Raw genomic sequence first — 22,921 nt, 5'->3', positions numbered from 1 at the left:
CCAAGCAATGCCGGGATGGCAGAGAATCGCTCCATCATGATGGACAAGCACTACCTCACGCCCCTGTTCACGCCCAGCTCCATCGTCGTGCTGGCCGGCAACGCCGATGCGCCCGATACGCACACGCCCCAGGCCAAGGTGCTGCGCGAGGCGCTGGCCGCCCAGCGCTTCACGGGCACGCTCACCTACCTGGACATCCATACCAGCGGCACGCTGGCCGACCTGGCGCAGACGCGTGCGGACCTGGCCATCATCGCCCAGCCGCCGCAGGACCTTCCCGCCGCGCTGGAGGTAGCGGGGCGCATCAACTGCCGCTCGGCACTGGTGCTGTCCAACGGCGTGGATGCGCAACTGGCGGAGCAGCTGCGCAAGATCGCGCGTCGCGAGGGCATCCACCTGCTGGGGCCCAATTCGCTGGGCATGCAGCGGCCGTCGCTGCAATTGAACGCCAGCGCCGCGGGGCCGCTGGCGCGCGAGGGGTCGCTGGCCCTGGTGTGTCAGTCGGGCGCGCTCACCTCGTCCATCCTGGATTGGGCCAGCAACAACGCGGTGGGCTTTTCCAGCGTGATTTCGCTGGGCCCGCACACCGACGTGGGGCTGAGCGAGGCGCTGGACTTCCTGGCCAACGATGCGCGCACGCAGAGCATCGTGGTCTACATGGAAGGCATCCAGAATGCGCGCCGCTTCATGAGCGCCCTGCGATCGGCGGCCTATGCCAAGCCCGTGGTGGTGCTCAAGGCGGGGCGCAAGCCTGCAGGCAACGAGGCAGCGCAGACGCACAGCGCCGCCATCGTTGGCAGCGACGATGTGTTCGACGCCGCGCTGCGCCGCGCGGGCGCCGTGCGCGTGCGCTCGTTCGTGGAGCTGTTCTCGGCCGCGAAGTGCCTGGCCTCGCGCTACCGCCCCGTGGGCAAGCGCCTGGCGATCATCACCAACGGCGGCGGCCCCGGCGTACTGGCGGCCGATTGGGAGAACGAGATCGGCCTGGACCTGGGCCGCTTTTCGCCCGAGACCTGCGCTGCGTTGGCGCCCAAGCTGCCGCCGCTGGCCTCGCTGGCCGACCTGATTGATCTGTCGGAAGAAGCGGGGCCGGAGCACTATCGCCTGGCGCTGGAGGCGGCGTTCCGTGACAAGCAGATCGATGGCCTGCTGGCCATCTTCTCGCCCAAGGCCGGCGCCGACGCCGAAGCCGTGGCCACCGTGCTGGCCGATGCCAAGCGCCTGGCCTCCAAGCCCTTGCTGTCGTGCTGGATGGGCGACGCCTCGGTGGTGCCGGCGCGCCGCATCCTGCGGGCCGCGCAGATTCCCACCTTCCGAACGCCCGAGGCCGCGGTGGGCGCCTTCGGCAACATCGCCTCGTTCTACCAGAACCAGCAGCTTTTGCAGCAGACACCGCCGCCGCTCACGACGCTGTCCAAGCCCGACATCGAGGGCGCGCGCCTGGTGATCGAGAGCGTGCTGGCCGAGCGGCGCAACGTGCTGACCGAGATGGAGTCCAAGACGCTGCTGGCGGCCTTCCACATCCCGGTGACCAAGACGCTGCTGGCGCGCAGCAGCCACGAGGCGATGATGATCGCCACGCAGCTCGGCTTCCCCGTGGCGCTCAAGATCGATTCGCCCGACATCGCGCACAAGTCCGACGTGGGCGGCGTGGCGCTGAATGTGCACAACGGATCGGCCGCGCGCGATGCCTACACCGACATGGTGCAGCGTGTGGCGCGGGTACAGCCCGGCGCGCGCATCAACGGCGTAACGGTGCAGAAGATGGCACGCGGGCGCCGCGGGCGCGAGACCTGCATCGGCCTGGTCAGCGACGAGCCCTTCGGCCCGGTGATCACCTTTGGCGCCGGTGGCACGATGATCGAGCTCATCAACGACCGGGCGATGGAGTTGCCGCCGCTCAACCAGTTCCTGGCGCGGCGGCTCATCGACCGCTCGCGCGTGGCCGAGACGCTGGGCGAATGGCGCGGCGCCACCGCCGTGGACCTGGAAGGGCTGGAGCAGGTGCTGCTGCGCGTGTCCGAGATGGTCTGCGCGCTGCCCCAGCTGCGCGAGATGGACATCAACCCCCTGATCGTGGACGAGCAGGGCGCCGTGGCCGTGGACGCGCGCATCGTCATCCATGAAACCGCCCAGGGCGGCTCGCGCGGCGAGGTGGCCGGCTACGGGCACTACGGCCACCTCTCCATCCTGCCGTACCCGGCGCGCTATGAAGCGGTGTGGCCGCTGCGCGGCGGGGGTGAGTATCTGGTGCGACCGATCCGCCCGGACGATGCGCAGATGGTGCAGCGCCTGGTCAAGGAACTGTCGCCCGAGAGCCGCTACTTCCGCTTCGTGTCGCAGTTGGCCGAGCTGCCGCCTTCGATGCTGGCGCGCTTCACCCTCATCGACTACGACCGCGAAATGGCCCTGGTGGCCGTGCACCGCGAGCGCGTGGTGGACGAGGAGGGCGAGGTGAGCCACAAGGAGCGCATCGTGGGCGTGTCGCGCTACGTGACCAACCCCGACCAGACGAGCTGCGAGTTCGCGTTGCTGGTGGCCGACGACTTCGCCGGCAAAGGGTTGGGCTCGCGCCTGATGCTCAGCATCATGGACGTGGCGCGCGATCGCGGCCTGGCCGAGATCCAGGGCCTGGTGCTGGCCAACAACCCGACCATGCTCAAGCTGATGCGGCGCCTGGGCTTCGAGGTGCGCACCTTCGAGGACGACCCAGAGTTCCGCCTGGTGGTGCACCAACTGTAAAAACCGATGGGCTGGCTCGTCACCAAATACCTGATCACCGCGGCGGTGGTGGTCGCCGTGTCCGAAGCAGCCAAGCGCAGCGACAGGCTGGGCGCATTGCTGGCGGCGCTGCCGCTGGTGACGTTCCTCGCGCTGGTCTGGCTGTACGTGGAAAAGCAGCCGCAGGAAAAGATCGCCAACCACGCCTGGTACACGTTCTGGTACGTGGTGCCCACGCTGCCCATGTTCCTGGCCTTCCCCTGGCTGCTGCCGCGCATCGGGTTCGGCCTGACCCTGCTGGCCAGCGCAGCCATCACCGTGGTCTGCTTCGGCCTGTTCGCGCTCGCCGTGCGGCCGCTGGGCGTCGAGTTGCTGCCCTGACCCTGCAGAGCTTTGCGGGGCGGCCCACGCGCTATAAACCGTCCATGAAAACCCAGTATTTCACCGCCACCAGCCTGGACGGCTTCCTCGCCACGGAAGACGACTCGCTGGATTGGCTTTTCACCCTGGGCAGCCTGGAGGAATCCAGCTATCCCGCCTTCATCGCGCAGGTGGGTGCCCTGGCCATGGGGTCATCCACCTACGAATGGATGCTGCGCAACGCGGACGCCGTGCGCGCCGAAACGGGCTCCGCCTGGCCCTACACGCAGCCCGCCTGGGTTTTCTCCTCGCGCCGCCTGCCGGGCATCGACGGGGCGGACATCCGCTTCGTGCAGGGCGACGTGCGGCCGGTGCACGCGGCCATGCGCTTGGCGGCGGGGACGAAGAACCTCTGGATAGTAGGCGGCGGGGACCTTGCCGGCCAGTTCTACGACGCTGGCTTGCTGGACGAGCTGATCCTGCAGGTGGGCTCGGTCACGCTGGGACGGGGCAAGCCGCTGTTTCCGCGCCGGCTGCCCGGCACCGCGTTGCGTCTGCTTGACGCACAGCCCCTGGGGACGGGCATGGTGGAGCTGCGTTATGCCGTGGACCGGACGGGTGACGCGGCGGGCCTTGACCGGGAATGATGGTCTTTTAGACCTCTAGCGCTTATCCACCAAGCGCAAGCAGCTATTGTTTATATAGCAATAGCGGTGGGTATCGCAGGGTGTCAGCGACTCAGCAGGCTGTCCACCGCCACCACGTCGTCCATGGACAAGGTGCCGGCGGCCTGCTTGAGTCGCAGCGTGCCCATGAGCACGTTGTAGCGCGCCACGGCCAGGTCGCGCTTGGTCTGGTAGAGCTGGCTCTGGGCGTTGAGCACGTCGATGTTGATGCGCACGCCCACCTCGTAGCCCAGCTGGTTGGCTTCCAGCGCGCTCTGGGTGGACGCCTCGGCCGCCTGCAGCGCCCGCACCTGGCTCTGGCCCGACTGCACGCCGAAGAACGCGGCGCGCGTGGCCTGGGCCACGCTGCGGCGCGCATTGTCCAAGTCGGCGCGCGCCTTGTCTTCCAGCGACAGGGTTTCCTTCACCCGGTTTTGCACCGCGAAGCCCGCGAACAGCGGCAGGTTGAGCGCCACCCCCACGCTGGCGACGTTGGCCCGGGAGTGCACGCCCGGCATGGTGACGGTTCCATTGGGCGTGCGCTGCACGCTGTAGCCCGCCTGCAGGTCCACCGTGGGCAGGTGGCCAGTCTCGGCCTTGGCGGTCTCCAGGCGCGCCACGTCCAGCGCAATGGCCGCCTGGCGCACCTGGGGTTGCTGATCTTCCGCGACGTGCACCCAGCTGTTCACATCGGCCGGCTGCACCGCGGGCAGCTGCACCGGCTGGGCCAGGGGCAGCGGGGTCAGGCCCGAGCGGCCCACGGTCTGCTCCAGTGCCAGGCGCTTGACGTGCAGGTCGTTCTCGGCCGCGATCTCCTGGGCCGACACCAGGTCGTGCCGCGCCTGGGCCTCGCGCTCGTCGGTCACCGTGGCGGTGCCGACCTCGAAATTGCGCTTGGCCGCGGCCAGTTGTTCGGCCACGGCAACCTTTTGGGCCTGCACGAAGGTCAGGGTGTCCTGGGCGGCCAGCACATCGAAATACGCCTGGCTCACGCGCACCAGCAGGTCCTGCTCGGCCGCGTCACGCTGCGCGCGGGCAATGTCGATCCCGCGCTGCCCCTGCTCGAAGCCGATGCGGTTGGCCGGCCGGTACAGCGGCTGCGAGGCCACCACGCCCACGGTCTGGGTAGGGGCGTGCAGGTCCAGCGGGGGCAGGGGGCCACGGGTCAGGTCGGTGCGGGCGTAGGTCACGCCCCCATTCAGCGCGGCGCTGGGCAGCAGTCCTGCGCGCGCCTGCTCGGCACGGCTGTCGGCGGCCTGCAACTGCCTGCCACGGGGCGTCATAGCTGCGCGCCCATTCCACCAGCGTGGACAGGCTCTGCGCCTGCGCGGGCAGGGCGCCCAGCGCGCAGGCGCCCACGGCCAGGGAAACGGAGAGCAACCGTTGCAGTGATGTCATGGCGTTCTTCAGGAAGGTCTGCGGTGATCAATGGGAAGGCTGCAGCACGCCGGGCGACGTCCGTGGTGGCTCAATACCGGGGCACCGCCGGGTCGCGCTCATGCGACCAGGCCTCGATGCCGCCCGTGATATTGGCCACCTGGTCGAAGCCCTGGTGCGCCAGGAAGCCCGCCACCCGCAGGCTGCGCATGCCGTGGTGGCACAAGCAGGCCACAGGGCGGGCGGGGTCCAGTTCATCCAGCCGTGCGGCCAGCTCCCCCATGGGGATGGCCACGAGCTCAAACCCCTGGGGCGTCACGCTGGCGGTCTGCAGCTCCCACGGCTCACGCACGTCCAGCACCAGCGGGCGGCTGCCGGCGTTAGCGGTCAGCCAGTCGGCCAGTTGGGCAGTTGGGCAGGGCGCACGTGGTCGATCATGCAAAGGTTCCTGAAGGACGCTGAAGGGGTGTCAGAACTTGAAGCGGGTCGGCTCCGGGAAGTGGCGCAGGCGCGGCACCACCACATCCCAGGGTTGAGTGGTCTCGTACCGGTCACCTTGGCGGCGCACGAACGTGGCGCGCATCATCGGCATGTGGCCCACGAAGGCGCCCAGGCGGCCGCCGTCGCGCAGCAGGCCCAGCAGGCGCTGGGGAATCTCGGCCACCGAGCCGCTGAGCACGATCACATCGAACGGACCATCGGGGATGGGGTCCAGCGCGCCGTCGGACTGGCGCACCTCGGCGTTGTCCACGCCGGCACTGCGCAGGTTCTCGCGGGCGAACTCGGCCAGCTCGGGAACGATCTCCAGCGACACCACGCGCTCGGCGCGCGCGGCCAGCAGCGCGGCCATGTAGCCCGAGCCCGCGCCGATCTCCAGCACGCGGTCGGTGGATTGCACCTGCAGATCCTGCAACATGCGCGCATCCACGCGCGGCGCCAGCATCACCTGGCCCAGGCGCTCGGCTTCTTCCACCGAGGGGTTCAGCGGGATCTGCGTGTCGATGAAGGCGGCACCCTGGTAGGCCGGAGGCACGAACTCTTCGCGGCGCACGGTGGCCAGCAGCTCCAGCACCGCCTCGTCCAGCACGTTCCACGGGCGGATCTGCTGCTCGACCATGTTGTAGCGGGCCTGCTCGGTAGGATCGCAAATGTCAGCGGACGTGTTCAGAGGCATGTTCATGGGGTACTCCGGAGGCGGGTCACTGTGGTTCAGACAAACCCCTGATTCTAGGTCGGCCGCACGCACAGCCCCTGCAAGACGTTCTCGGCCTGCAGGCGGATGTACTCCTGCGCGGAGAATGTGTCGGGGTTCGGGATGCACAGCGACAGCGAAGGCTGCGAGAACATCAGGAACATCAAGGGCGCCAGCACCAGGTAGACGGCATGGTCCAGATCCAGCGGGCGGAACTCGCCACGGTCCATGCCGCGCTGCAGGATGCGGCGGATCAGGCGGTGGCCGGGTTCCACGACCTCCCGGCGGTAGAACTCAGCGATCTCCGGGAAGTTGTTGGCCTCGCTCAGCATGAGCTTGCCCAGGCCCGATGCCTTGGTGGAGCCCACGCGCTCCCACCACGTCTGAAAGCAGTACTGCACCAGTTCGCTGCTCGTGCCCTCGAAGGTTTCCATCTCCAGGTCCCATTCAGGGAAGCGGCCCGCAATGTTCTTGCGCACCACGGCCTTGAAAAGGTCTTCCTTGCTGGGGAAGTAGAGGAACAGCGTGCCCTTGGACACGCCCGCGCGCGCGGCGACCTCGTCCACCCGGGTGGCGGCAAACCCTTTTTCCACGAACAGGTCCAGGGCAGCGTCCATCAATTCACCGGGCCGGGCTTCCTTGCGGCGGCCGCGGCGCGGGGGTTCGGACGATTCGGGGACTGGGGGGAGGGAGATCATAAATTACTAACTGACTGGTTAGTAATATAACAACCCGCCTTGCCCCCGTCAACGCAAGGGCAGACGCGGGACGGCGCCTTCGCTTCATTTCTATGATGAGGCTTTCATCCCTTCACGAGGCGCAATCCCATGTCCGATCTGCAGTCCATCACCCTCGGCGGCGGGTGCTTCTGGTGCACCGAAGCCGTGTTCGACCGCGTGCGCGGCGTGACCGACGTGCAAAGCGGCTATGCCAATGGCGACGTAGCCGAGCCCACCTACGAGCAGGTGTGCAGCGGCACGACCGGCCACGCCGAGGTGGTGCGCGTGACGTTCGACCCCGCGCAGATCGGCGTGCGCGAGATTCTGGAGATCTTCTTCGCCACGCACGACCCCACCACCCTCAACCGCCAGGGCAACGACGTGGGCACGCAGTACCGCAGCGCCATCTACTTCACCGACCCCGCACACCAGGACGTGGCCGAAGAGCTGTTGCGCCAGATGGGGCAGGACAAGCTCTTTGGCGCGCCCGTGGTGACCGAGGTGGCCCCCCTGGTGAACTACTGGCCCGCGGAGGACTACCACCAGGACTACTACCGCAACCACCCCAACCAGGGCTATTGCGCCTTCGTCGTGGGGCCGAAGGTGGAGAAGTTCCGCAAGACCTTCGCACGGCACCTCAAGCCCGGCGCCTGACCGCTGCGAGGCCCAGGTCGCCGCCAGCGGGTCCACCGCCTTCCCAAAGCGGCGCATCCGCGCAGCCTTTTGGGAATCCCCGCGGGTTCCTGCGCTATCCTCCCGGGCCCGCGCCGCAACAGCAGCGCGGTGTTACTTTGGAGGAAGCAACCCATGAAACCCTGGCTCGCCACCCTGCTGCTGGCCTGCGCCGCCGTCGCGCACGCGCAGGAGCACACCGCGCAGCAGACCAAGGTCGACATCGAGCGCCACCGCGCCATGGCCGCGGCGCACGAGGCCGCTGCCAAGTGCCTGGAATCCGGCAAGGGCGAAGAAACCTGCCGCAAGGAATTGCAGGCCGCCTGCAAGAACCTGGCGATCGGCAAGTACTGCGGCATGAAGCACGCCCACTGACGACTGCACCTTTCACCCAGCCCGCATGTCCCTGACACCCGCGCTCTTGCCGCAACTGCGCCGCCGCCTGGCCCTGGCCTGGCTGCTGCTGGCGCTGGTGCTCGCGCCCGCACTCGGACGCATGCACCAGGTGTTGCACCTGCCCGCGGGGCAAGGGCTGGCGCATGCCTTGCACGACGACGGGCATGCACGGGATGCGGCAAGCGCCGGGCAACAGGCCCTGGACACCCTGCATGCGCTGTTTGCCGGGCACGGCGCCGCGGACTGCCAGGTGCTGGACGAGCAGACGCTGGTGGGCGCCGCGCTGGGCCAGGCCCCCGCGCAGGTCCAGGCACAGCCGCAGCTGCCCCCTGTCAGGTCCCCCGCGCCGGTGCCGCGCGCGGGCCGGGCGGCGCCTTTCCATGCCCGCGCTCCGCCCCTGAGCGCCTGAGGCTCCCCGCCTCGCGCCGCCGCCTTTGCGTGTCGGCGTCGCAAACACTCCTCTTTTTATAGCTGCTCGCGCTTGATACATAAGCGCTAGAGGCAGTTTTGAATCAATTTTCAAGCGCGGCCGCGTGCGGCCCGAGCGTTCGCGCGCGCCTGCCGCCTTTTGACGGAAATCGTTGTAATGAACTCCTTCACCCCTTTCGCCCGCATGCCGGGCGCAATGCACCCGCTGGCCTGGGCCGCGCTGCTGTGCCTGACCAGCGCAGCACCCGCGTGGGCGCAGGCGGATGCCCGCCTGCCCGAGGTCACCGTGTCCTCCAGCGGTTTGCAGCTGGGCGTGTCCGAAATGACGCAGCCCGTGTCTGTGCTGGAGGGCGACGCCCTCGTGCGCCAGCGCGAGGCCACGCTGGGCGAGACCCTGGACGGTGAGCCGGGCATCACCGGCAGCCATTTCGGCGCGGGCGCCAGCCGCCCCGTGATCCGCGGCATGGACGGTCCGCGCGTGCGCGTGCTCTCTGACGGGTCCGAACTGCACGACGCCTCCACCGTCAGCCCGGACCACGCCGTGGCGGCCGAGCCGCTGCTGGCCACGCAGGTCGAAGTGCTGCGCGGGCCGTCGGCACTGGTCTACGGCGGCGGCGCCGTGGGCGGCGTGGTCAACGTGCTGGACGGCAAGGTGCCCACGGCCGTGCCCGACAAGGGCTACGAAGGCAGCGCCGAGCTGCGCGCCGGCAGTGCGGCCCGCGAAAAGGCCGGCGCTGTCGCGCTGACCGGCGGCGCGGGCAACCTGGCCGTGCACGTGGAGGCCGCCGGTCGAGACGCCGACGACTACCGCGTGGGCAGCGGCTGGGCCGAGGGGCGCCGCGTGCCCGGCAGCTTCAACCGCACGGGTACCGGCAGCGTGGGGCTGTCCTGGGTTGGCAGCCGCGGCTACCTGGGCCTGGCCTTCACACGCCAGAACGCCAAATACGGCCTGCCGGGCCACAGCCACAGTTTCGAAGGCTGCCACACCCATGGCAACCACCTGCACTGCGGCAGCCATGACGAGCACGACCACGATGACGACGGGCATGACCACGACCACGGTCACGAAGCCGTTCCTGTGGTGGACCTGCGCAGCGAGCGCGTGGACATCCGCGGTGAGCTGCGCGACCCGTTCACCGGCTTCTCCGCCCTGCGCCTGCGCGCGGGCGTGACCGACTACGTACACGACGAGGTGGAGGAGGGCACCGTCGCCACCACCTTCAAGAACAAGGCCCACGACCTGCGCGTGGAGCTGCAGCACGCGCCCGTGGCTGGCTGGCGCGGCGTGCTGGGCCTGCAGACCGGGCAGCGCAAGTTCAGCGCCGCGGGAGAAGAGGCCTACGTGCAACCCACCCTCACGCGCCAATGGGGCGTGTTTCTGCTGGAGGAATACCGCCTGGGCGACTGGCATGGCGACTGGCGCATCGAGACCGCGCTGCGTCACGACCGCCAAAGCGCCGAAGCGCAGGACAGCGGTGTAGAGCGGCGCCACCACGGCACCTCCGCATCGCTGGGCGCGGTGTGGCGCTTTGCGCCTGGCTACGCCGCGGGTGCGAGCATCACCCGCGCCCACCGTGCGCCCACCGCCGAGGAGCTGTACGCACGCGGCCTGCACATGGCCACGTCCACCTACGAGCGTGGCGACGCCAGTCTGCGTGCGGAAACCTCGCGCAACATCGACCTGAGCCTGCGCAAGACCAGCGGGGACACCACGTTTGACGTGAGCGTGTTCCACAACCGCATCCGCAACTACATCTACGGCCGCACGCTCGACGAACTGGACGGCCTGCAGCTGCTGCAGTACAGCCAGGCGGGCGCCACCTTTACCGGCATGGAGGGCCGGGTGCGCCAGCGCATCACGCAGCGCCTGGGGGTCACCCTGTTCGGCGACAGCGTGCGTGCCCGCCTGGACGGTGGCGAGCGGTTGCCGCGCATCGCCCCCGCACGCGTGGGCCTGCGCCTGGATGCCAATTGGCGCGACTGGGACGGCGCGGTGGAATGGGTGCAGGTGGCGCGGCAAAACCGCGTGGCCGCGTTCGAGACCGCCACGCCTGGCTACGGCATGCTGAACCTCGGCCTGGCCTACAACGGCCGCACGGGCAGTGGCACGCCATGGCAGGTGTACCTGAAGGCGCGCAACCTCACGGACCGCCTGGCCCATGCCCACACCTCGTTCATCAAGGACGCTGCCCCGCTGGCAGGGCGCAACGTGACGGTGGGCGTGCGCGTGTCGTTCTGACACCGCCATCCCCGGCCCGCGGCGGGTGCGCATGCACATCCGCCGCGCAGCACGCACGGCGGTGCGCCAAAGACCGCGCGCCGCCGTGCGACAAGGTTGTCCCCCGGACTGCGCACTGCTAGCATGCGCGCCCATGGTCCCGACCACACACGTCCGCCGCACCCTTGCGCGCAACCGCGTGGGCGTGGTGGCGCGTGTGCTTTGGCCATACCAGCCGGTCGCACATTCCTCCGCCCGGCGATAAAGCACCCTTCCTCTTTCCAACGCGCAGAACCACCATCGCCGGGCACCCGCCCTGCGCAACGGTGGACAACGCCTTCCCACGCCCGCTCGCGCGGGCCCTTCGTCCGCCGGGTCACCCCAGGCCCCCGCAGCAGCACCGCACGGGCGCCTTGCAAGGATTGGAGCGTCGCATGGAATTCACCAAGCAGTTTCTCCGGGCCAAGAGCCCCTGCGCCAACGGCTTTCGCTGGTTCGTGCGCCATGTCGAGGACGGTGTGGGCTACCAGCAGGCGCTGGACCAGCTGGTGGCCGCCGGCCGCGTGGACGACGCGCTGTGGCTGCTGGGCCAGTTCGGCCCCTCGAACGCAGTGCTGCACCTGGACAGCCTGGAGGCGGAGGCCCTGGTGTTCGCGGGCACCGTGCAGGTGCGCGGCGGCATCGAGGTGGACGGCGTGATCCACGTCGGCCGCTCCCTCCATGCGGGGGGCGGCATCCGCGTCGGCAGGGCCATCGTGGCGGGCGAGGACATCCGCGCCGGCGCGCACATCCACAGCGATGGACGGCTGCACTGCGGCGGCGATCTGCGCACCGACTGGGGCGTGCAGGTGCAGGAATCGCTGCACTGCGGCGGCGACCTGCGCGCGGCGTGGGACGTGGTCTGCCACGGCGCGCTCAGCGTGGGCGCCAGCGCCTTCGTGGGGCAGGACCTGCTGGTGTACGGCGGCATCGACTGCGGCAAAAGCCTGCGCGTGGGCGGGCATGTGAGCGGAGAAGGCAGCCTGCGCGCGGGGCAGGGCATCGTGGTCGGCGGAGCCATCAGCGGCCTGACGCACCTGGAGGCCGGCTGGGGCATCAAGGCGGGCGAGTGCATCCACACGCAGGGCGCCATCAAGGCCGGCGAGAGCCTGAGCGCGGGTGAGGACATCCGCGCGGGCGAAGGCTACGGCATTTTCGCGGGCCTGAACGTGCAGGAGCCCGCCTGGGAGGTGTGTGCCCAGGTCTGGGCGCAGCAGCCGCCGGCCGGCCTGCGCAGCGGGGTGTGGATGGGGCCCTGCGCCATCTGATGCCCACAGCGGCTGCGGCCGCAAGGATCAGGAGGTCTGCTTGCGCGCGCACGCGCCGCGCTCCGCTGCTGGCACGCGGCGCCAGTCATCCGCGCGCCACGCGCAATAGCGATACTCGGGGTTTCGCGCCCGCTGCATGCCACCCATTTCTCCTTTCGCCGCCACCCGCCACCACGCCAGCGCCCGGCGGGTGTTCCTCATCTTCCTGCGCCTGGGCCTGACGTCGTTCGGCGGGCCGGTGGCCCATCTGGGCTACTTCCGCGAGGAATTCGTCGCGCGCCGCCGTTGGCTGACGGAAGACGCCTATGCCGACCTGGTGGCGCTGTGCCAGTTCCTGCCCGGCCCCGCCAGCAGCCAGGTGGGTCTGGCGCTGGGCCTGCGCCAAGCGGGGTGGGGCGGCGCACTGGCGGCCTGGCTGGGTTTCACGCTGCCATCCGCGCTGGTGATGGCGCTGCTGGGCCTGGGCCTGGTGGCGGGGCAGGGCCTCATGCCCGCGGGCGTGCTGCACGGCCTGAAGGTGGCGGCCGTGGCCGTGGTGGCGCAAGCCGTGTGGGGCATGGCGCGCAGCCTGTGCCGCGGGCCCACACGGCTGCTGCTGATGGCGCTGGCCTGTGCGCTTGCGCTGCTGTGGCCGGGCGTGGTGGGGCAGGTGGGCGCCATGCTGGTGGCGGCGCTGGCCGGCTTGGCCCTGTGGGGGCGCGCGGGCGCCATGCCGGCTCCACCATCGCAGGGCGGGCTGGCGGCCGGGGTGCGACCGCGTACCGGAGCGCTGCTGCTGGCCGCATGTGCGGCGCTGCTGGTGCTGCTGCCGCTGGCTGCGCGCGCCTGGCCTCAAGGATGGCTGGTGCTGGCCGATGCGTTCTACCGCGCCGGCGCCCTGGTGTTCGGCGGCGGCCACGTCGTGCTGCCGCTGCTGCAGGCCGAAGTGGTGGCCACCGGCTGGGTGGCGGCCGACGATTTCCTGGCGGGCTATGGATTGGCGCAGGCGGTGCCGGGGCCGCTGTTCACCTTTGCGGCCTTTCTGGGCGCTGCGGCAGGCCACGGCGCGGGCGGCTGGCTGGGCGCGGCCGTATGCCTGGTGGCGATCTTCGTGCCAGCATTCCTGCTGGTGGCGGGCGCGCTACCGTTCTGGGATCGGCTGCGGCACAACGCACGTGCCCGGGCGGCCTTGGCGGGCGTGAATGCCGCCGTGGTGGGCCTGCTGCTGGCGGCGCTGTACCACCCGGTGTGGACCAGCGCCATCCATGCGCCAGCCGACCTGGCGTTGGCACTGGCGGCCTTTGCCGCGCTGGTATGGGCGCGCGTGCCGCCGTGGCTGGTGGTGCCGTTGTGCGGCGCAGCAGGTTGGCTGCTGGGCTGATGACGGAAGGAAAACGGCCTCAGCGCTTATCCATCAAGCGCTAGCAGCTCTCATTAATAGAGCATCAACCGCCCACGCTGCGGCGGTCGATCTTGCGGCTGAGCACGATGCTGGTCTGCGTGTTCTGCACGCCGTCCAGCTGGCCGATGCGGTCCAGCAGGCCGTCGAGCTGCTCGTGGCTGGTGCAGCGCAGGAACACCAGGTAGTCGAAGGGCCCGCTCACCGCCGAAACCTCTTCCACCTGGGGCAGGGCCTGCAGCATTTGCAGCACCGCCGGCCCGGCCTTGGGCAGCACGCGCAGTGCGCACCACGCGCGCACGGCGCTGCCTGCCAGCCGCTGGCCCAGGCGCACGCCGTAGCCGGCGACCACCCCTTCACGCTCCAGCCGCGCGATGCGCGCCACCACCGTGGTGCGCGCCAGGCCCAGGCGGCGCGCCAGCTCGGCCGTGCCCTCGCGCGCGTTGGCCTGCAGCAGGCTGAGCAGTTGTTGGTCCAGTGCGTCCAGTTCCACGGGCATCTCCAATGCTGCCGATAAGTCGTGCAATGCCGTCGATATGACGATCGTTGATGCTTTTATCGACATTTGTAATGCTACACACTGACAACGATCCGGCCTAGCATGGCTCTACCGAACGACAACGCAAGGAGACCGCCATGACCCGCCTGCATCCCGTCAATGCTTCCCACCCGCACCGCGTACTGATCCTGGGCGCGGGCCATATCGGCCGTGCCATTGCGCTCCTATTGGAGGACGCGGGCAGCTACACGCTCACCGTGGCCGACCGCGACGCCGCCGCACTGAAGCGCCTGCAGGTCCACAGCGCCGCCCCCTTGCAGGTGACGGGCGACGCCATGCTGGAGGCTGCCATTGCCGGGCACCATGCGGTGCTGAACGCACTGCCGTTCCACCAGGCCGTGCCGGTGGCCACGCTGTGTGCACGCCATGGCGTGCACTACTTCGACCTGACGGAGGACGTGGCCAGCACCCGTGCCATCCAGGCGCTGGCCGAAGGCGCGCGCAGCGCGTTCATGCCGCAGTGCGGGCTGGCGCCCGGCTTCATCGGCGTGGTGGGCAACGCCCTGGCGCAGCGCCTGGACCGCGTGGAAGGGCTGCAACTGCGCGTGGGGGCGCTGCCGCGCTACCCCCAGGGCGCCCTGCGTTATGCCATGACCTGGAGCACCGAGGGCCTGATCAACGAATACTGCAACCCGTGCGACGCCATCGTGCAGGGCCGGCGCACCAGCGTGCCTGCGCTCGACGGGTTGGAAACGCTGCTGATCGACGGCGTGGAATACGAGGCCTTCAATACCTCGGGCGGCCTGGGCACGTTGCCCCAGACCTGGGAGGGGCGCGTGCGGCAGCTCGACTACAAGTCGGTGCGCTACCCCGGCCACCATGCCATCCTGCAGCTGCTGCTGCACGAGCTGCGCCTGCGCGACCGGCGCGACCTGCTCAAGGAGTTGCTGGACGGCGCCGTCCCGACCACGCAGCAAGACGTGATCGTGATCCTCGCCAGCGCGCGCGGCCAGCGAGGCGGCCGGTTGGTGCAGGAAAGCTATGCCGCCCACATCCTGGGCGCATCGGTGCGCGGGCAGATGCTCAGCGCCATCCAACGCACCACGGCCGCGGGCATCTGCGCGGCGCTGGACCTGGTCATCGCGGGCCAGCTTCCGCAGGCCGGTTTCATCGGGCAAGAGCAGATCGCGCTGGAGGACTTCCTGGCCAATCGGTTCGGGCGCATCTACCGCGTGCCGGGAAGCGTGGGGGACGCCGGGTCCCCCCAGGCCCCGCTTGCGCGGTCATTGCAAGCGGTGGGGGCCTGATCAGCGCTTTTGGTACATGGCCTCGATGGCGGCCGCGTAGTGCGCCATGAGGTTGGTGCGCTTGAGCTTGAGCGTGGGTGTCATGAACGCGTTCTCGATCGTCCATGGCTCGCGCACCAGATGCACGGCGCGCGGCACCGCATAGCGCGGGAAGCCGGCCGCCAGCTTCTCGATGCGCGCCAGTGCCGCTCGTTGGGCGCTGGGGTGCGCAAGGCTGGCAGGGTCGTTGGCGTCCAGTCCCAGTCGCCCGGCCAGTTGGCGCCACTCTTCGGCATGCACCACGGCCACGCAGGCGATGAAGGGGCGCTGCTCGCCCACCACAAAGGCCTGCTCGAACAGCGCATCGGCGGTGATGGCCAGCTCCAGGTCGGCCGGCGGCACCTTCTCGCCCGTGGAGGTGACGATGATTTCCTTGATGCGCCCCAGGATGCGGATGCGGCCGCCGACGATCTCGGCCTGGTCGCCTGTGCCCAGCCAGCCGTCGGCGGAGACGGTGCGGGCCGTATCCTCGGGGCGCTTCCAGTAGCCCTTCATGACGATGGGGCCGCGCACCTGCAGTTCGCGGTTCTCGCCGATGCGCACCTCCACGCCCGGCAAGGCGCGGCCGACGGTGGACGGGTCGTTGTCCTCCAGCGTGTTCACGCTGACCACGGGCGAGGTTTCGGTCATGCCGTAACCCTGCACCAGTTGCAGGCCCAGGCCCAGGAAGCAGTGCGCGATGGTGGGCGACAGCGGCGCGCCCCCGCTCACGGCCACGCGCACGCGGCCACCGAACTGCGCCAGCAGCGGCTTGGCCACCAGGGCACGCAACAGCGGCCAGGGCAGGGCGCGCATCCAGCCGCCCGCGCCGTCGTCCTGGGGTGCTGGCAGGCGCTGCGCGGCGCAAAACCGCTTCCAGCCCACGGCCTGCGCGGCCTGGAACAGCTGCATCTTCAAGGGCGAGGGCGACAGCGTCTCGATGAGCTTGGCATGCACGCGTTCATAAATGCGCGGCACCGACACCAGCACCGTGGGGCGCACATTCTTCAAATCCTCCGCCAGTTGCGCCACCGAGCGCGCATAGACCACGCAACTGCCCGAGGCCATGGGCAGGTAGTAGCCGCCCGTGCGCTCGAAGGTGTGCGACAGCGGCAGGAAGGACAGGAACACATCCTGTGGCGTGGGGGCGATGCGCTCCAGCACCGCCTTCACGTCGGCCACCACGTTGGCATGGCTGAGCATCACCCCCTTGGGCTTGCCGGTAGTGCCGCTGGTGTAGACGATCGCCGCCAGATCCTCAGGGCCGGGCGGCGAGGGCAGCGGCGTATCTGCCGCGGCATGCTGCAGCCAGGCAGCCAGCGGTGCGACCGGTACGTCCTGCTCGGCGGCGGTGGGCAGGCCGGTGCTGGCGTTGGTCGTCACCACGCCCATCAGGTGCGGCAGCGGCATGCCCACGTCGCGGATGCGCCGCCATTGCTCTGGCTCTTCCACGACGAGCAGCGACACCTCGGCATCCGCCAGGATGTAGGCAATGCTGCCCGGATTGTCGATGGCATGCAGAGGCACGGGCACACAGCCCGTGGCCATCACAGCCTGGTCGATGCTCATGGCATCCAGCCCGTTGGGCAGCAGGATGGCGATGCGCGCCCCCTGTGGCAGGCCCGATGCGGCAATGGCGCGGCTGCACTGCTGCACGCGCTCCTGGGTCTGTGCCCAGGTCAGGCTGATCCACTGGCCGGTGCCGGGGTCGCAGGCACGGTAGGCCTCGCTGTGGGGAGTGAGGGCGGCGCGGAACGCCAGCAGTTCGGGCAGCGTCTGCACGCCGCGCAGGTCAGGGGTGGGGGAATTCATGCGTGCAATACGTGCAGTGCGTGCCGGCAGGGCTGGGCGCCATTGCGGAGCCAAGCCGCCGAGCAAAAAGCGGAATCATAGGCCGGGCACGCGCGTTTTAGCACGATCGTTCGCAAACTTGTCGCTCGCGCGACGGAAAAAAGAACGGCGGATGGGGGGCGGGCCCGGTCAGCCCGCTGCCTCCAGCCCATGCGCGAAATGCGCGGACATGGCGGCCACGGTGGCCTGCGGGTCGCGCGCGCGCAGCGCGGCCAGGATGGTTTCGTGCTCGGCCAGCGAATCCTCGATGCGTCCCTGCTTGAGCAGCGAGTTGTGACGGTTGAGCTTCATGACCTTGCGCAGGTCGGCCACCATCTGGCTGCGCCAGCGGTTGTCGGCCATCTCCAGCAGGCGCATGTGGATGCGCTCATTGATGGTGAAGAAGCGGTCGCGGTCCTGCACGGCGGCGGCCAGGTCGGCATGCAGCTGCTCCAGTTCGCGCAGTTGCTCCGGCGTGGCACGGGCGGCCACCACGCCTGCGGCGTCGCTCTCCAGCAGGCTGAGCAGGTGGTAGACATCGTGCAGGTCCTTGTCGGACATCTCGGTCACGTAGGCGCCGCGGCGCACCTTCATGGTGACCAGGCCTTCCGCCGCCAGCACTTTGAGTGCTTCGCGCAAAGGCGTGCGGCTGATGCCGAGCTCCTCGGCAATCTTCAGCTCGTCGATCCAGCTGCCAGGCTCCAGCTCGCGCCGGAAGATGCGCTGGCGCAGTTGCTCCGCCACTTGTTCATAGAGTGCGCGGGGAGTGAGGGTGACGGCTGACATGGGCGGACTGTACCTGAAAAAAACTAAGAATTAATAATTACAGATCAGGTAAACTCCGCAAAATTGCGAAAACGCAGCACGCATAACCACATCTCTTTGCCATCTTTGCGAAAGCGCCCCCGCCATGAGCAGCCATCCTGATCCCATCTTCCAGTCCGCCGACCTTGCCGCCTGGGCCAAGGCCGCGGCCAAGTCCGCGCCCGGCGGCGACGTGAATGCCCTGAACTGGGTGACGCCCGACGGCATCAGCGTGAAGCCCCTGTACACGGCGCAAGACACGCAGGACCTGCCCTACGCCAACACGCTGCCGGGCTTCGAGCCCTACCTGCGCGGCCCGCAAGCCACCATGTACGCCGTGCGCCCCTGGACCATCCGCCAGTACGCGGGCTTTTCCACGGCCGAAGAATCCAACGCCTTCTACCGCAAAGCGCTGGCCGCGGGCGGGCAGGGTGTGTCGGTGGCCTTTGACCTGGCCACGCACCGCGGCTACGACAGCGACCACCCGCGCGTGACGGGCGACGTGGGCAAGGCGGGCGTCGCCATCGACAGCGTGGAGGACATGAAGATCCTGTTCGACGGCATTCCGCTGGACAAGGTGTCTGTTTCCATGACCATGAACGGCGCCGTGCTGCCGGTGCTGGCGGGCTACGTGGTGGCAGCGGAGGAGCAGGGCGTGAGCCAGGACAAGCTGGCCGGGACCATCCAGAACGACATCCTCAAGGAGTTCATGGTCCGCAACACCTACATCTATCCGCCCAAGCCGTCGATGCGCATCATCGGCGACATCATCGAGTACACGAGCAAGAACATGCCCAAGTTCAACTCGATCTCGATCTCGGGCTACCACATGCAGGAAGCCGGCGCCAACCAGGCGCTGGAACTGGCCTTCACCCTGGCCGACGGCAAGGAATACGTGAAGACGGCCATCGCCAAGGGCATGGACGTGGACGATTTTGCCGGGCGCCTGTCGTTCTTCTGGGCGATCGGCATGAACTTCTACCTGGAGATCGCCAAGATGCGCGCCGCGCGCCTGCTGTGGTGCCGCATCATGAAAGGGTTCAACGCCAAAAACCCCAAGAGCCTGATGCTGCGCACCCACTGCCAGACTTCGGGGTGGTCGCTCACCGCGCAGGACCCGTACAACAACGTGGTGCGCACCACCATCGAGGCCATGGCGGCCGTGTTCGGCGGCACGCAAAGCCTGCACACCAACGCGCTGGACGAAGCCATCGCGCTGCCCACCGAATTCAGCGCACGCATTGCGCGCAACACGCAGCTCATCATCCAGGAAGAGACCCACATCACCAACGTGATCGACCCCTGGGCCGGCTCCTACATGATGGAGAAGCTCACCCAGGACATGGCGGACGCTGCCTGGAAGATCATCGAGGAAGTCGAGGCCATGGGCGGCATGACGGCCGCTGTGGACAGCGGCTGGGCCAAGCTCAAGATCGAAGCCGCAGCCGCTGAGAAGCAGGCACGCATCGACTCGGGCAAGGAAGTCATCGTTGGCGTGAACAAGTACAAGCTGGCCAAGGAAGACCCGGTCGACATCCTGGAGGTGGACAACGTCAAGGTGCGCGAGAACCAGATCGCGCGCCTCAACGCCATCAAGACAAAACGCGATCAAACCCAGGTCCAACAAGCGCTGGCTGCTCTTACTTCTGCAGCAGCAAGCGGCCAGGGCAACCTGCTGGATCTGTCGATCCAGGCGATTCGCGCACGCGCCACGGTGGGCGAGGTGTCCGACGCGCTGGAAAAAATCTTCGGGCGCCACCGCGCCGATACGCAAAAGGTGACCGGTGTGTACGCTGCTGCCTACGACTCGGCCGAAGGCTGGGAAAAGCTCAAGGGTGAAATCGATCAGGCAGCCGAACAGCTCGGTCGCCGCCCGCGCGTGATGATCGCGAAGCTCGGCCAAGACGGCCACGACCGCGGTGCCAAGGTGGTGGCCACGGCCTTTGCCGACCTGGGGTTCGATGTCGACATGGGCCCGCTGTTCCAGACCCCCGAGGAGTGCGCGCGCCAGGCCATCGAGAACGACGTGCACGCGGTGGGCGTCTCCACCCTGGCCGCGGGCCACAAGACGCTGGTGCCCGCCATCATCGAAGAACTGAAAAAGCAGGGCGCCGACGACATCATCGTCTTCGTGGGCGGCGTGGTGCCCGCGCAGGACTACGACTTCCTCTACGGTGCAGGCGTCAAGGGCGTCTATGGCCCCGGCACGCCGATCCCGGCCAGCGCCAAGGACGTGCTGGAGCAAATCAAGAAGGCGCAGGCGCAGTGACCCCCCAGCAGCTGCAAGAAGGCATCCTGCACGGCACGCCCGCCGTGCGGCGCCGCGCCATGGCCAAGGCCATCACGCTGCTGGAATCCACGCGGGCCGACCATCGCACGCAGGGCGACGAACTGCTCACCGCGCTGCTGCCGCACACGGGCCGGGCGTTTCGCCTCGGCATCAGCGGCGTGCCTGGCGTGGGCAAGAGCACCTTCATCGAAGCCTTGGGCCTGCACCTGATCGCACAAGGCCTGAAGGTGGCGGTGCTGGCCATCGACCCGTCATCCACCGTCTCGGGCGGCTCCATCCTCGGTGACAAGACGCGCATGGAGCACCTGTCGGTCCAACCCGATGCCTACATCCGCCCCAGCCCGTCCAGCGGCACGCTGGGCGGCGTGGCCGAGAAGACGCGCGAGGCCATGCTGGTGTGCGAGGCTGCGGGCTATGACGTGGTCATCATCGAGACCGTGGGCGTGGGCCAGAGCGAGATCGCCGTGCAGGGCATGACCGACATGTTCTGCGTGCTGCAGTTGCCCAACGCGGGCGACGACCTGCAGGCCATCAAGAAGGGCGTGATGGAGCTGGCAGACCTGGTGGTCATCAACAAGGCCGACATCGACCCGCACGCCGCCACACGCGCGCAGGCGCAGATCACTTCCAGCCTGCGCCTGCTGTCCATGCATGGCAACCCCGAGCATGCGCACCACGACGAATCCCTGTGGACGCCGAAGGTCATCACGCTCAGCGCGCTGAAAGGCGAGGGGGTGGATCGCTTCTGGGCCGCGGTGCAGGAGTTCCACCGCCTGCAGACGGCCAACGGCCGCCTGGCCGCGCGGCGCGAGCGGCAATCCCTGGCGTGGATGTGGGAGCGCATCGACGCGGGCTTGAAGCAGGCCTTCCGCCAGCACCCGCAGGTGCGCGAGTTGCTGCCCCGCCTGCAGCAGGACGTGGCCGCGGGACGCGTAGCGGCCTCCACTGCAGCACGAAATCTGCTCGCAGCGCAATCTGGACAAGCGCTGCAAGCTACTATTTAAATAGCACTTCACTGAAAGAGCGACCATGCAAGACATCCTGGATCAACTGGAGAAAAAGCGCGAACTCGCCCGCCTGGGCGGTGGCCAGAAGCGCATCGACGCCCAGCACAAGAAGGGCAAGCTCACCGCGCGCGAGCGCATCGAGCTGCTGCTGGACGACGGCACCTTCGAGGAATGGGACATGTTCGTGGAGCACCGCTGCACGGACTTCGGCATGGAGAACACCAAGATCCCCGGTGACGGCGTGGTCACCGGCTACGGCATGATCAACGGCCGCCTGGTGTTCGTGTTCAGCCAGGACTTCACGGTGTTCGGCGGCGCGCTGTCCGAGACCCACGCCGAGAAGATCTGCAAGGTCATGGACCAGGCCATGAAGGTCGGTGCGCCGGTGATCGGCCTGAACGACTCGGGCGGCGCGCGCATCCAAGAGGGCGTGGCTTCCCTGGGTGGCTACGCCGACGTGTTCCAGAAGAATGTGCTGGCGTCCGGCGTGATCCCGCAGATCAGCATGATCATGGGCCCCTGCGCGGGCGGAGCGGTATACAGCCCGGCCATGACCGACTTCATCTTCATGGTCAAGGACAGCTCGTACATGTTCGTGACCGGCCCCGAGGTCGTGAAGACCGTCACGCACGAAGAGGTCACGGCCGAAGAACTGGGCGGCGCCATCACGCACACCACCAAGAGCGGCGTGGCCGACATGGCCTTCGAGAACGACGTGGAGGCGCTGATGATGCTGCGCCGCCTGTACAACTACCTGCCGCTCAACAACAAGGAAAAGGCGCCCGTGCGCCCGAGCAACGACCCGGCCGATCGCGCCGACCTGTCGCTGGACACGCTGGTGCCCGACAACCCCAACAAGCCGTATGACATGAAGGAGCTGATCGTCAAGACGGTGGACGACGGTGACTTCTTTGAGCTGCAGCCCGACTACGCCAAGAACATTCTCATTGGCTTCGCGCGCATGGAAGGGCAGACCGTGGGCATCGTGGCCAACCAGCCGCTGGTACTGGCGGGTTGCCTGGACATCAAGAGCTCCATTAAGGCCGCGCGCTTCGTGCGCTTCTGCGATGCGTTCAACATCCCCGTCATCACCTTCGTGGACGTGCCCGGTTTCATGCCAGGCACCAGCCAGGAATACGGCGGCATCATCAAGCACGGCGCCAAGCTGCTCTACGCGTACGCCGAATGCACGGTGCCGAAGATCACCGTCATCACGCGCAAGGCCTACGGCGGCGCGTACGACGTGATGAGCTCCAAACACCTGCGCGGCGACGTGAACCTGGCCTGGCCGAACGCCGAGATCGCCGTGATGGGCGCCAAGGGCGCGGTGGAGATCATCTTCCGCGAGGACAAGAACGACCCCGCCAAGCTGGCCGCCCGCGAGGCTGAGTACAAGGCGCGCTTTGCCAACCCGTTCGTCGCCGGCGCACGCGGCTTCATCGACGACGTGATCCTGCCGCATGAGACACGCAAGCGCATCTGCCGCAGCCTGGCCATGCTCAAGAACAAGCAGCTTGATAACCCGTGGCGCAAGCACGGGAACATTCCGCTGTAAAGGAGAGTTGGCATGGCGCTGATCGCAAATATCAAAGCGCAGCCACTGCAGTCGGTCGCAAAGCACTCGACAGTTGAATGCACTTACACCGTAGTCATCACAGACGATGGGAAGTGCTTGCAGCTAGACACATACGGTTCTGCCGGGCGCGCTCTCCCTGGGAAAAGAGTCAAAGTC

The 22,921-nt window shown here is 68.3% G+C and carries 18 protein-coding genes and 2 pseudogenes; 13 read left to right on the top strand and 7 right to left on the bottom strand.

Annotation, left to right across the window (positions count from 1 at the left end; translation table 11 throughout):
* The first annotated feature begins 36 nt into the window (after nucleotides 1-36).
* From I3K84_RS03815 to I3K84_RS03805, 3 genes are read left to right on the top strand one after another with little or no spacing between them, the layout of a single operon-like run.
* Complete coding sequence (locus tag I3K84_RS03815; protein WP_015913357.1) at nucleotides 37-2,742, top strand: bifunctional acetate--CoA ligase family protein/GNAT family N-acetyltransferase; 2,706 nt, start codon at nucleotides 37-39, stop codon at nucleotides 2,740-2,742.
* 6 nt (nucleotides 2,743-2,748) lie between these two features.
* Nucleotides 2,749-3,102, top strand: a complete 354-nt coding sequence (locus I3K84_RS03810; protein ID WP_015913358.1) for a DUF3147 family protein — start codon at nucleotides 2,749-2,751, stop codon at nucleotides 3,100-3,102.
* Between the two features lie 44 nt (nucleotides 3,103-3,146).
* Complete coding sequence (locus I3K84_RS03805; protein ID WP_196995554.1) at nucleotides 3,147-3,728, top strand: dihydrofolate reductase family protein; 582 nt, start codon at nucleotides 3,147-3,149, stop codon at nucleotides 3,726-3,728.
* A gap of 83 nt (nucleotides 3,729-3,811) precedes the next feature.
* Here I3K84_RS03805 and I3K84_RS03800 read toward each other — a convergent pair.
* From I3K84_RS03800 to I3K84_RS03785, 4 genes and pseudogenes are all read right to left on the bottom strand, one after another.
* Nucleotides 3,812-5,144 (bottom strand): annotated as a pseudogene (locus tag I3K84_RS03800) (TolC family outer membrane protein).
* Nucleotides 5,145-5,214: 70 nt separating this feature from the next.
* Nucleotides 5,215-5,561 (bottom strand): annotated as a pseudogene (locus I3K84_RS03795) (rhodanese-like domain-containing protein).
* A gap of 31 nt (nucleotides 5,562-5,592) precedes the next feature.
* The gene (locus tag I3K84_RS03790) at nucleotides 5,593-6,303 is read right to left on the bottom strand and encodes a protein-L-isoaspartate O-methyltransferase (protein WP_196995551.1); all 711 of its coding nucleotides are present in this window, start codon (nucleotides 6,301-6,303) and stop codon (nucleotides 5,593-5,595) included.
* A 47-nt stretch (nucleotides 6,304-6,350) separates the two neighbouring features.
* The gene (locus I3K84_RS03785; RefSeq protein WP_047351499.1) at nucleotides 6,351-7,013 is read right to left on the bottom strand and encodes a TetR/AcrR family transcriptional regulator; all 663 of its coding nucleotides are present in this window, start codon (nucleotides 7,011-7,013) and stop codon (nucleotides 6,351-6,353) included.
* Between the two features lie 129 nt (nucleotides 7,014-7,142).
* Here I3K84_RS03785 and msrA point away from each other — a divergent pair, with 129 nt between their 5' ends.
* From msrA to chrA, 6 genes are all read left to right on the top strand, one after another.
* Nucleotides 7,143-7,688, top strand: coding sequence for a peptide-methionine (S)-S-oxide reductase MsrA (gene msrA / locus I3K84_RS03780; protein ID WP_011805273.1), 546 nt, complete (start codon nucleotides 7,143-7,145; stop codon nucleotides 7,686-7,688).
* A gap of 153 nt (nucleotides 7,689-7,841) precedes the next feature.
* Nucleotides 7,842-8,081 carry a hypothetical protein gene (locus I3K84_RS03775; RefSeq protein ID WP_135147687.1) on the top strand — a complete coding sequence of 80 codons (240 nt, stop codon included), beginning with the start codon at nucleotides 7,842-7,844 and terminating at the stop codon, nucleotides 8,079-8,081.
* Nucleotides 8,082-8,106: 25 nt separating this feature from the next.
* Nucleotides 8,107-8,511 (top strand): hypothetical protein, encoded by a 405-nt coding sequence (locus I3K84_RS03770; protein ID WP_196995550.1) that lies wholly within the window; start codon nucleotides 8,107-8,109, stop codon nucleotides 8,509-8,511.
* A 177-nt stretch (nucleotides 8,512-8,688) separates the two neighbouring features.
* Entirely contained in the window at nucleotides 8,689-10,770 is a 2,082-nt protein-coding gene (locus tag I3K84_RS03765) for a TonB-dependent receptor domain-containing protein (RefSeq protein WP_196995549.1), read from the top strand.
* Nucleotides 10,771-11,183: 413 nt separating this feature from the next.
* Nucleotides 11,184-12,056 carry a hypothetical protein gene (locus tag I3K84_RS03760; RefSeq protein WP_196995548.1) on the top strand — a complete coding sequence of 291 codons (873 nt, stop codon included), beginning with the start codon at nucleotides 11,184-11,186 and terminating at the stop codon, nucleotides 12,054-12,056.
* Between the two features lie 136 nt (nucleotides 12,057-12,192).
* Nucleotides 12,193-13,416, top strand: coding sequence for a chromate efflux transporter (gene chrA / locus I3K84_RS03755; protein WP_172206827.1), 1,224 nt, complete (start codon nucleotides 12,193-12,195; stop codon nucleotides 13,414-13,416).
* Between the two features lie 64 nt (nucleotides 13,417-13,480).
* Here the strand turns inward: chrA and I3K84_RS03750 are convergent, their stop codons facing one another.
* Nucleotides 13,481-13,933: an Lrp/AsnC family transcriptional regulator gene (locus tag I3K84_RS03750; protein WP_047351494.1), complete on the bottom strand. Its 453-nt coding sequence runs from the start codon at nucleotides 13,931-13,933 to the stop codon at nucleotides 13,481-13,483.
* Nucleotides 13,934-14,070: 137 nt separating this feature from the next.
* Here I3K84_RS03750 and I3K84_RS03745 point away from each other — a divergent pair, with 137 nt between their 5' ends.
* Nucleotides 14,071-15,240, top strand: coding sequence for a saccharopine dehydrogenase NADP-binding domain-containing protein (locus I3K84_RS03745; protein WP_196995547.1), 1,170 nt, complete (start codon nucleotides 14,071-14,073; stop codon nucleotides 15,238-15,240).
* On the opposite strand, the gene I3K84_RS03740 is transcribed toward I3K84_RS03745, so the two are convergent.
* Both I3K84_RS03740 and I3K84_RS03735 read right to left on the bottom strand, forming a co-directional pair.
* Nucleotides 15,241-17,070: a long-chain fatty acid--CoA ligase gene (locus I3K84_RS03740; RefSeq protein ID WP_196995546.1), complete on the bottom strand. Its 1,830-nt coding sequence runs from the start codon at nucleotides 17,068-17,070 to the stop codon at nucleotides 15,241-15,243.
* Between the two features lie 168 nt (nucleotides 17,071-17,238).
* Entirely contained in the window at nucleotides 17,239-17,874 is a 636-nt protein-coding gene (locus I3K84_RS03735; protein WP_196995545.1) for a GntR family transcriptional regulator, read from the bottom strand.
* Between the two features lie 124 nt (nucleotides 17,875-17,998).
* Here I3K84_RS03735 and scpA point away from each other — a divergent pair, with 124 nt between their 5' ends.
* The 3 genes from scpA to I3K84_RS03720 are packed head-to-tail and all read left to right on the top strand — an operon-like array spanning nucleotide 17,999 to nucleotide 22,744.
* Nucleotides 17,999-20,161 carry a methylmalonyl-CoA mutase gene (gene scpA / locus I3K84_RS03730; protein WP_103737675.1) on the top strand — a complete coding sequence of 721 codons (2,163 nt, stop codon included), beginning with the start codon at nucleotides 17,999-18,001 and terminating at the stop codon, nucleotides 20,159-20,161.
* Entirely contained in the window at nucleotides 20,158-21,186 is a 1,029-nt protein-coding gene (gene meaB, locus I3K84_RS03725; protein ID WP_196995544.1) for a methylmalonyl Co-A mutase-associated GTPase MeaB, read from the top strand. Before scpA ends, meaB begins: the two co-directional genes overlap by 4 nt.
* A 25-nt stretch (nucleotides 21,187-21,211) precedes the next feature.
* The gene (locus I3K84_RS03720) at nucleotides 21,212-22,744 is read left to right on the top strand and encodes an acyl-CoA carboxylase subunit beta (protein ID WP_015913374.1); all 1,533 of its coding nucleotides are present in this window, start codon (nucleotides 21,212-21,214) and stop codon (nucleotides 22,742-22,744) included.
* The last annotated feature ends 177 nt before the right edge of the window (nucleotides 22,745-22,921 follow it).

Source organism: Diaphorobacter sp. JS3051 (assembly GCF_015832135.1).
In the GTDB taxonomy this organism is placed as follows: Bacteria; Pseudomonadota; Gammaproteobacteria; order Burkholderiales; family Burkholderiaceae_C; genus Diaphorobacter; species Diaphorobacter nitroreducens.
The sequence above is the reverse complement of the archived record's forward strand: the minus strand, read 5'-3'. Positions and strand labels throughout refer to the sequence as shown.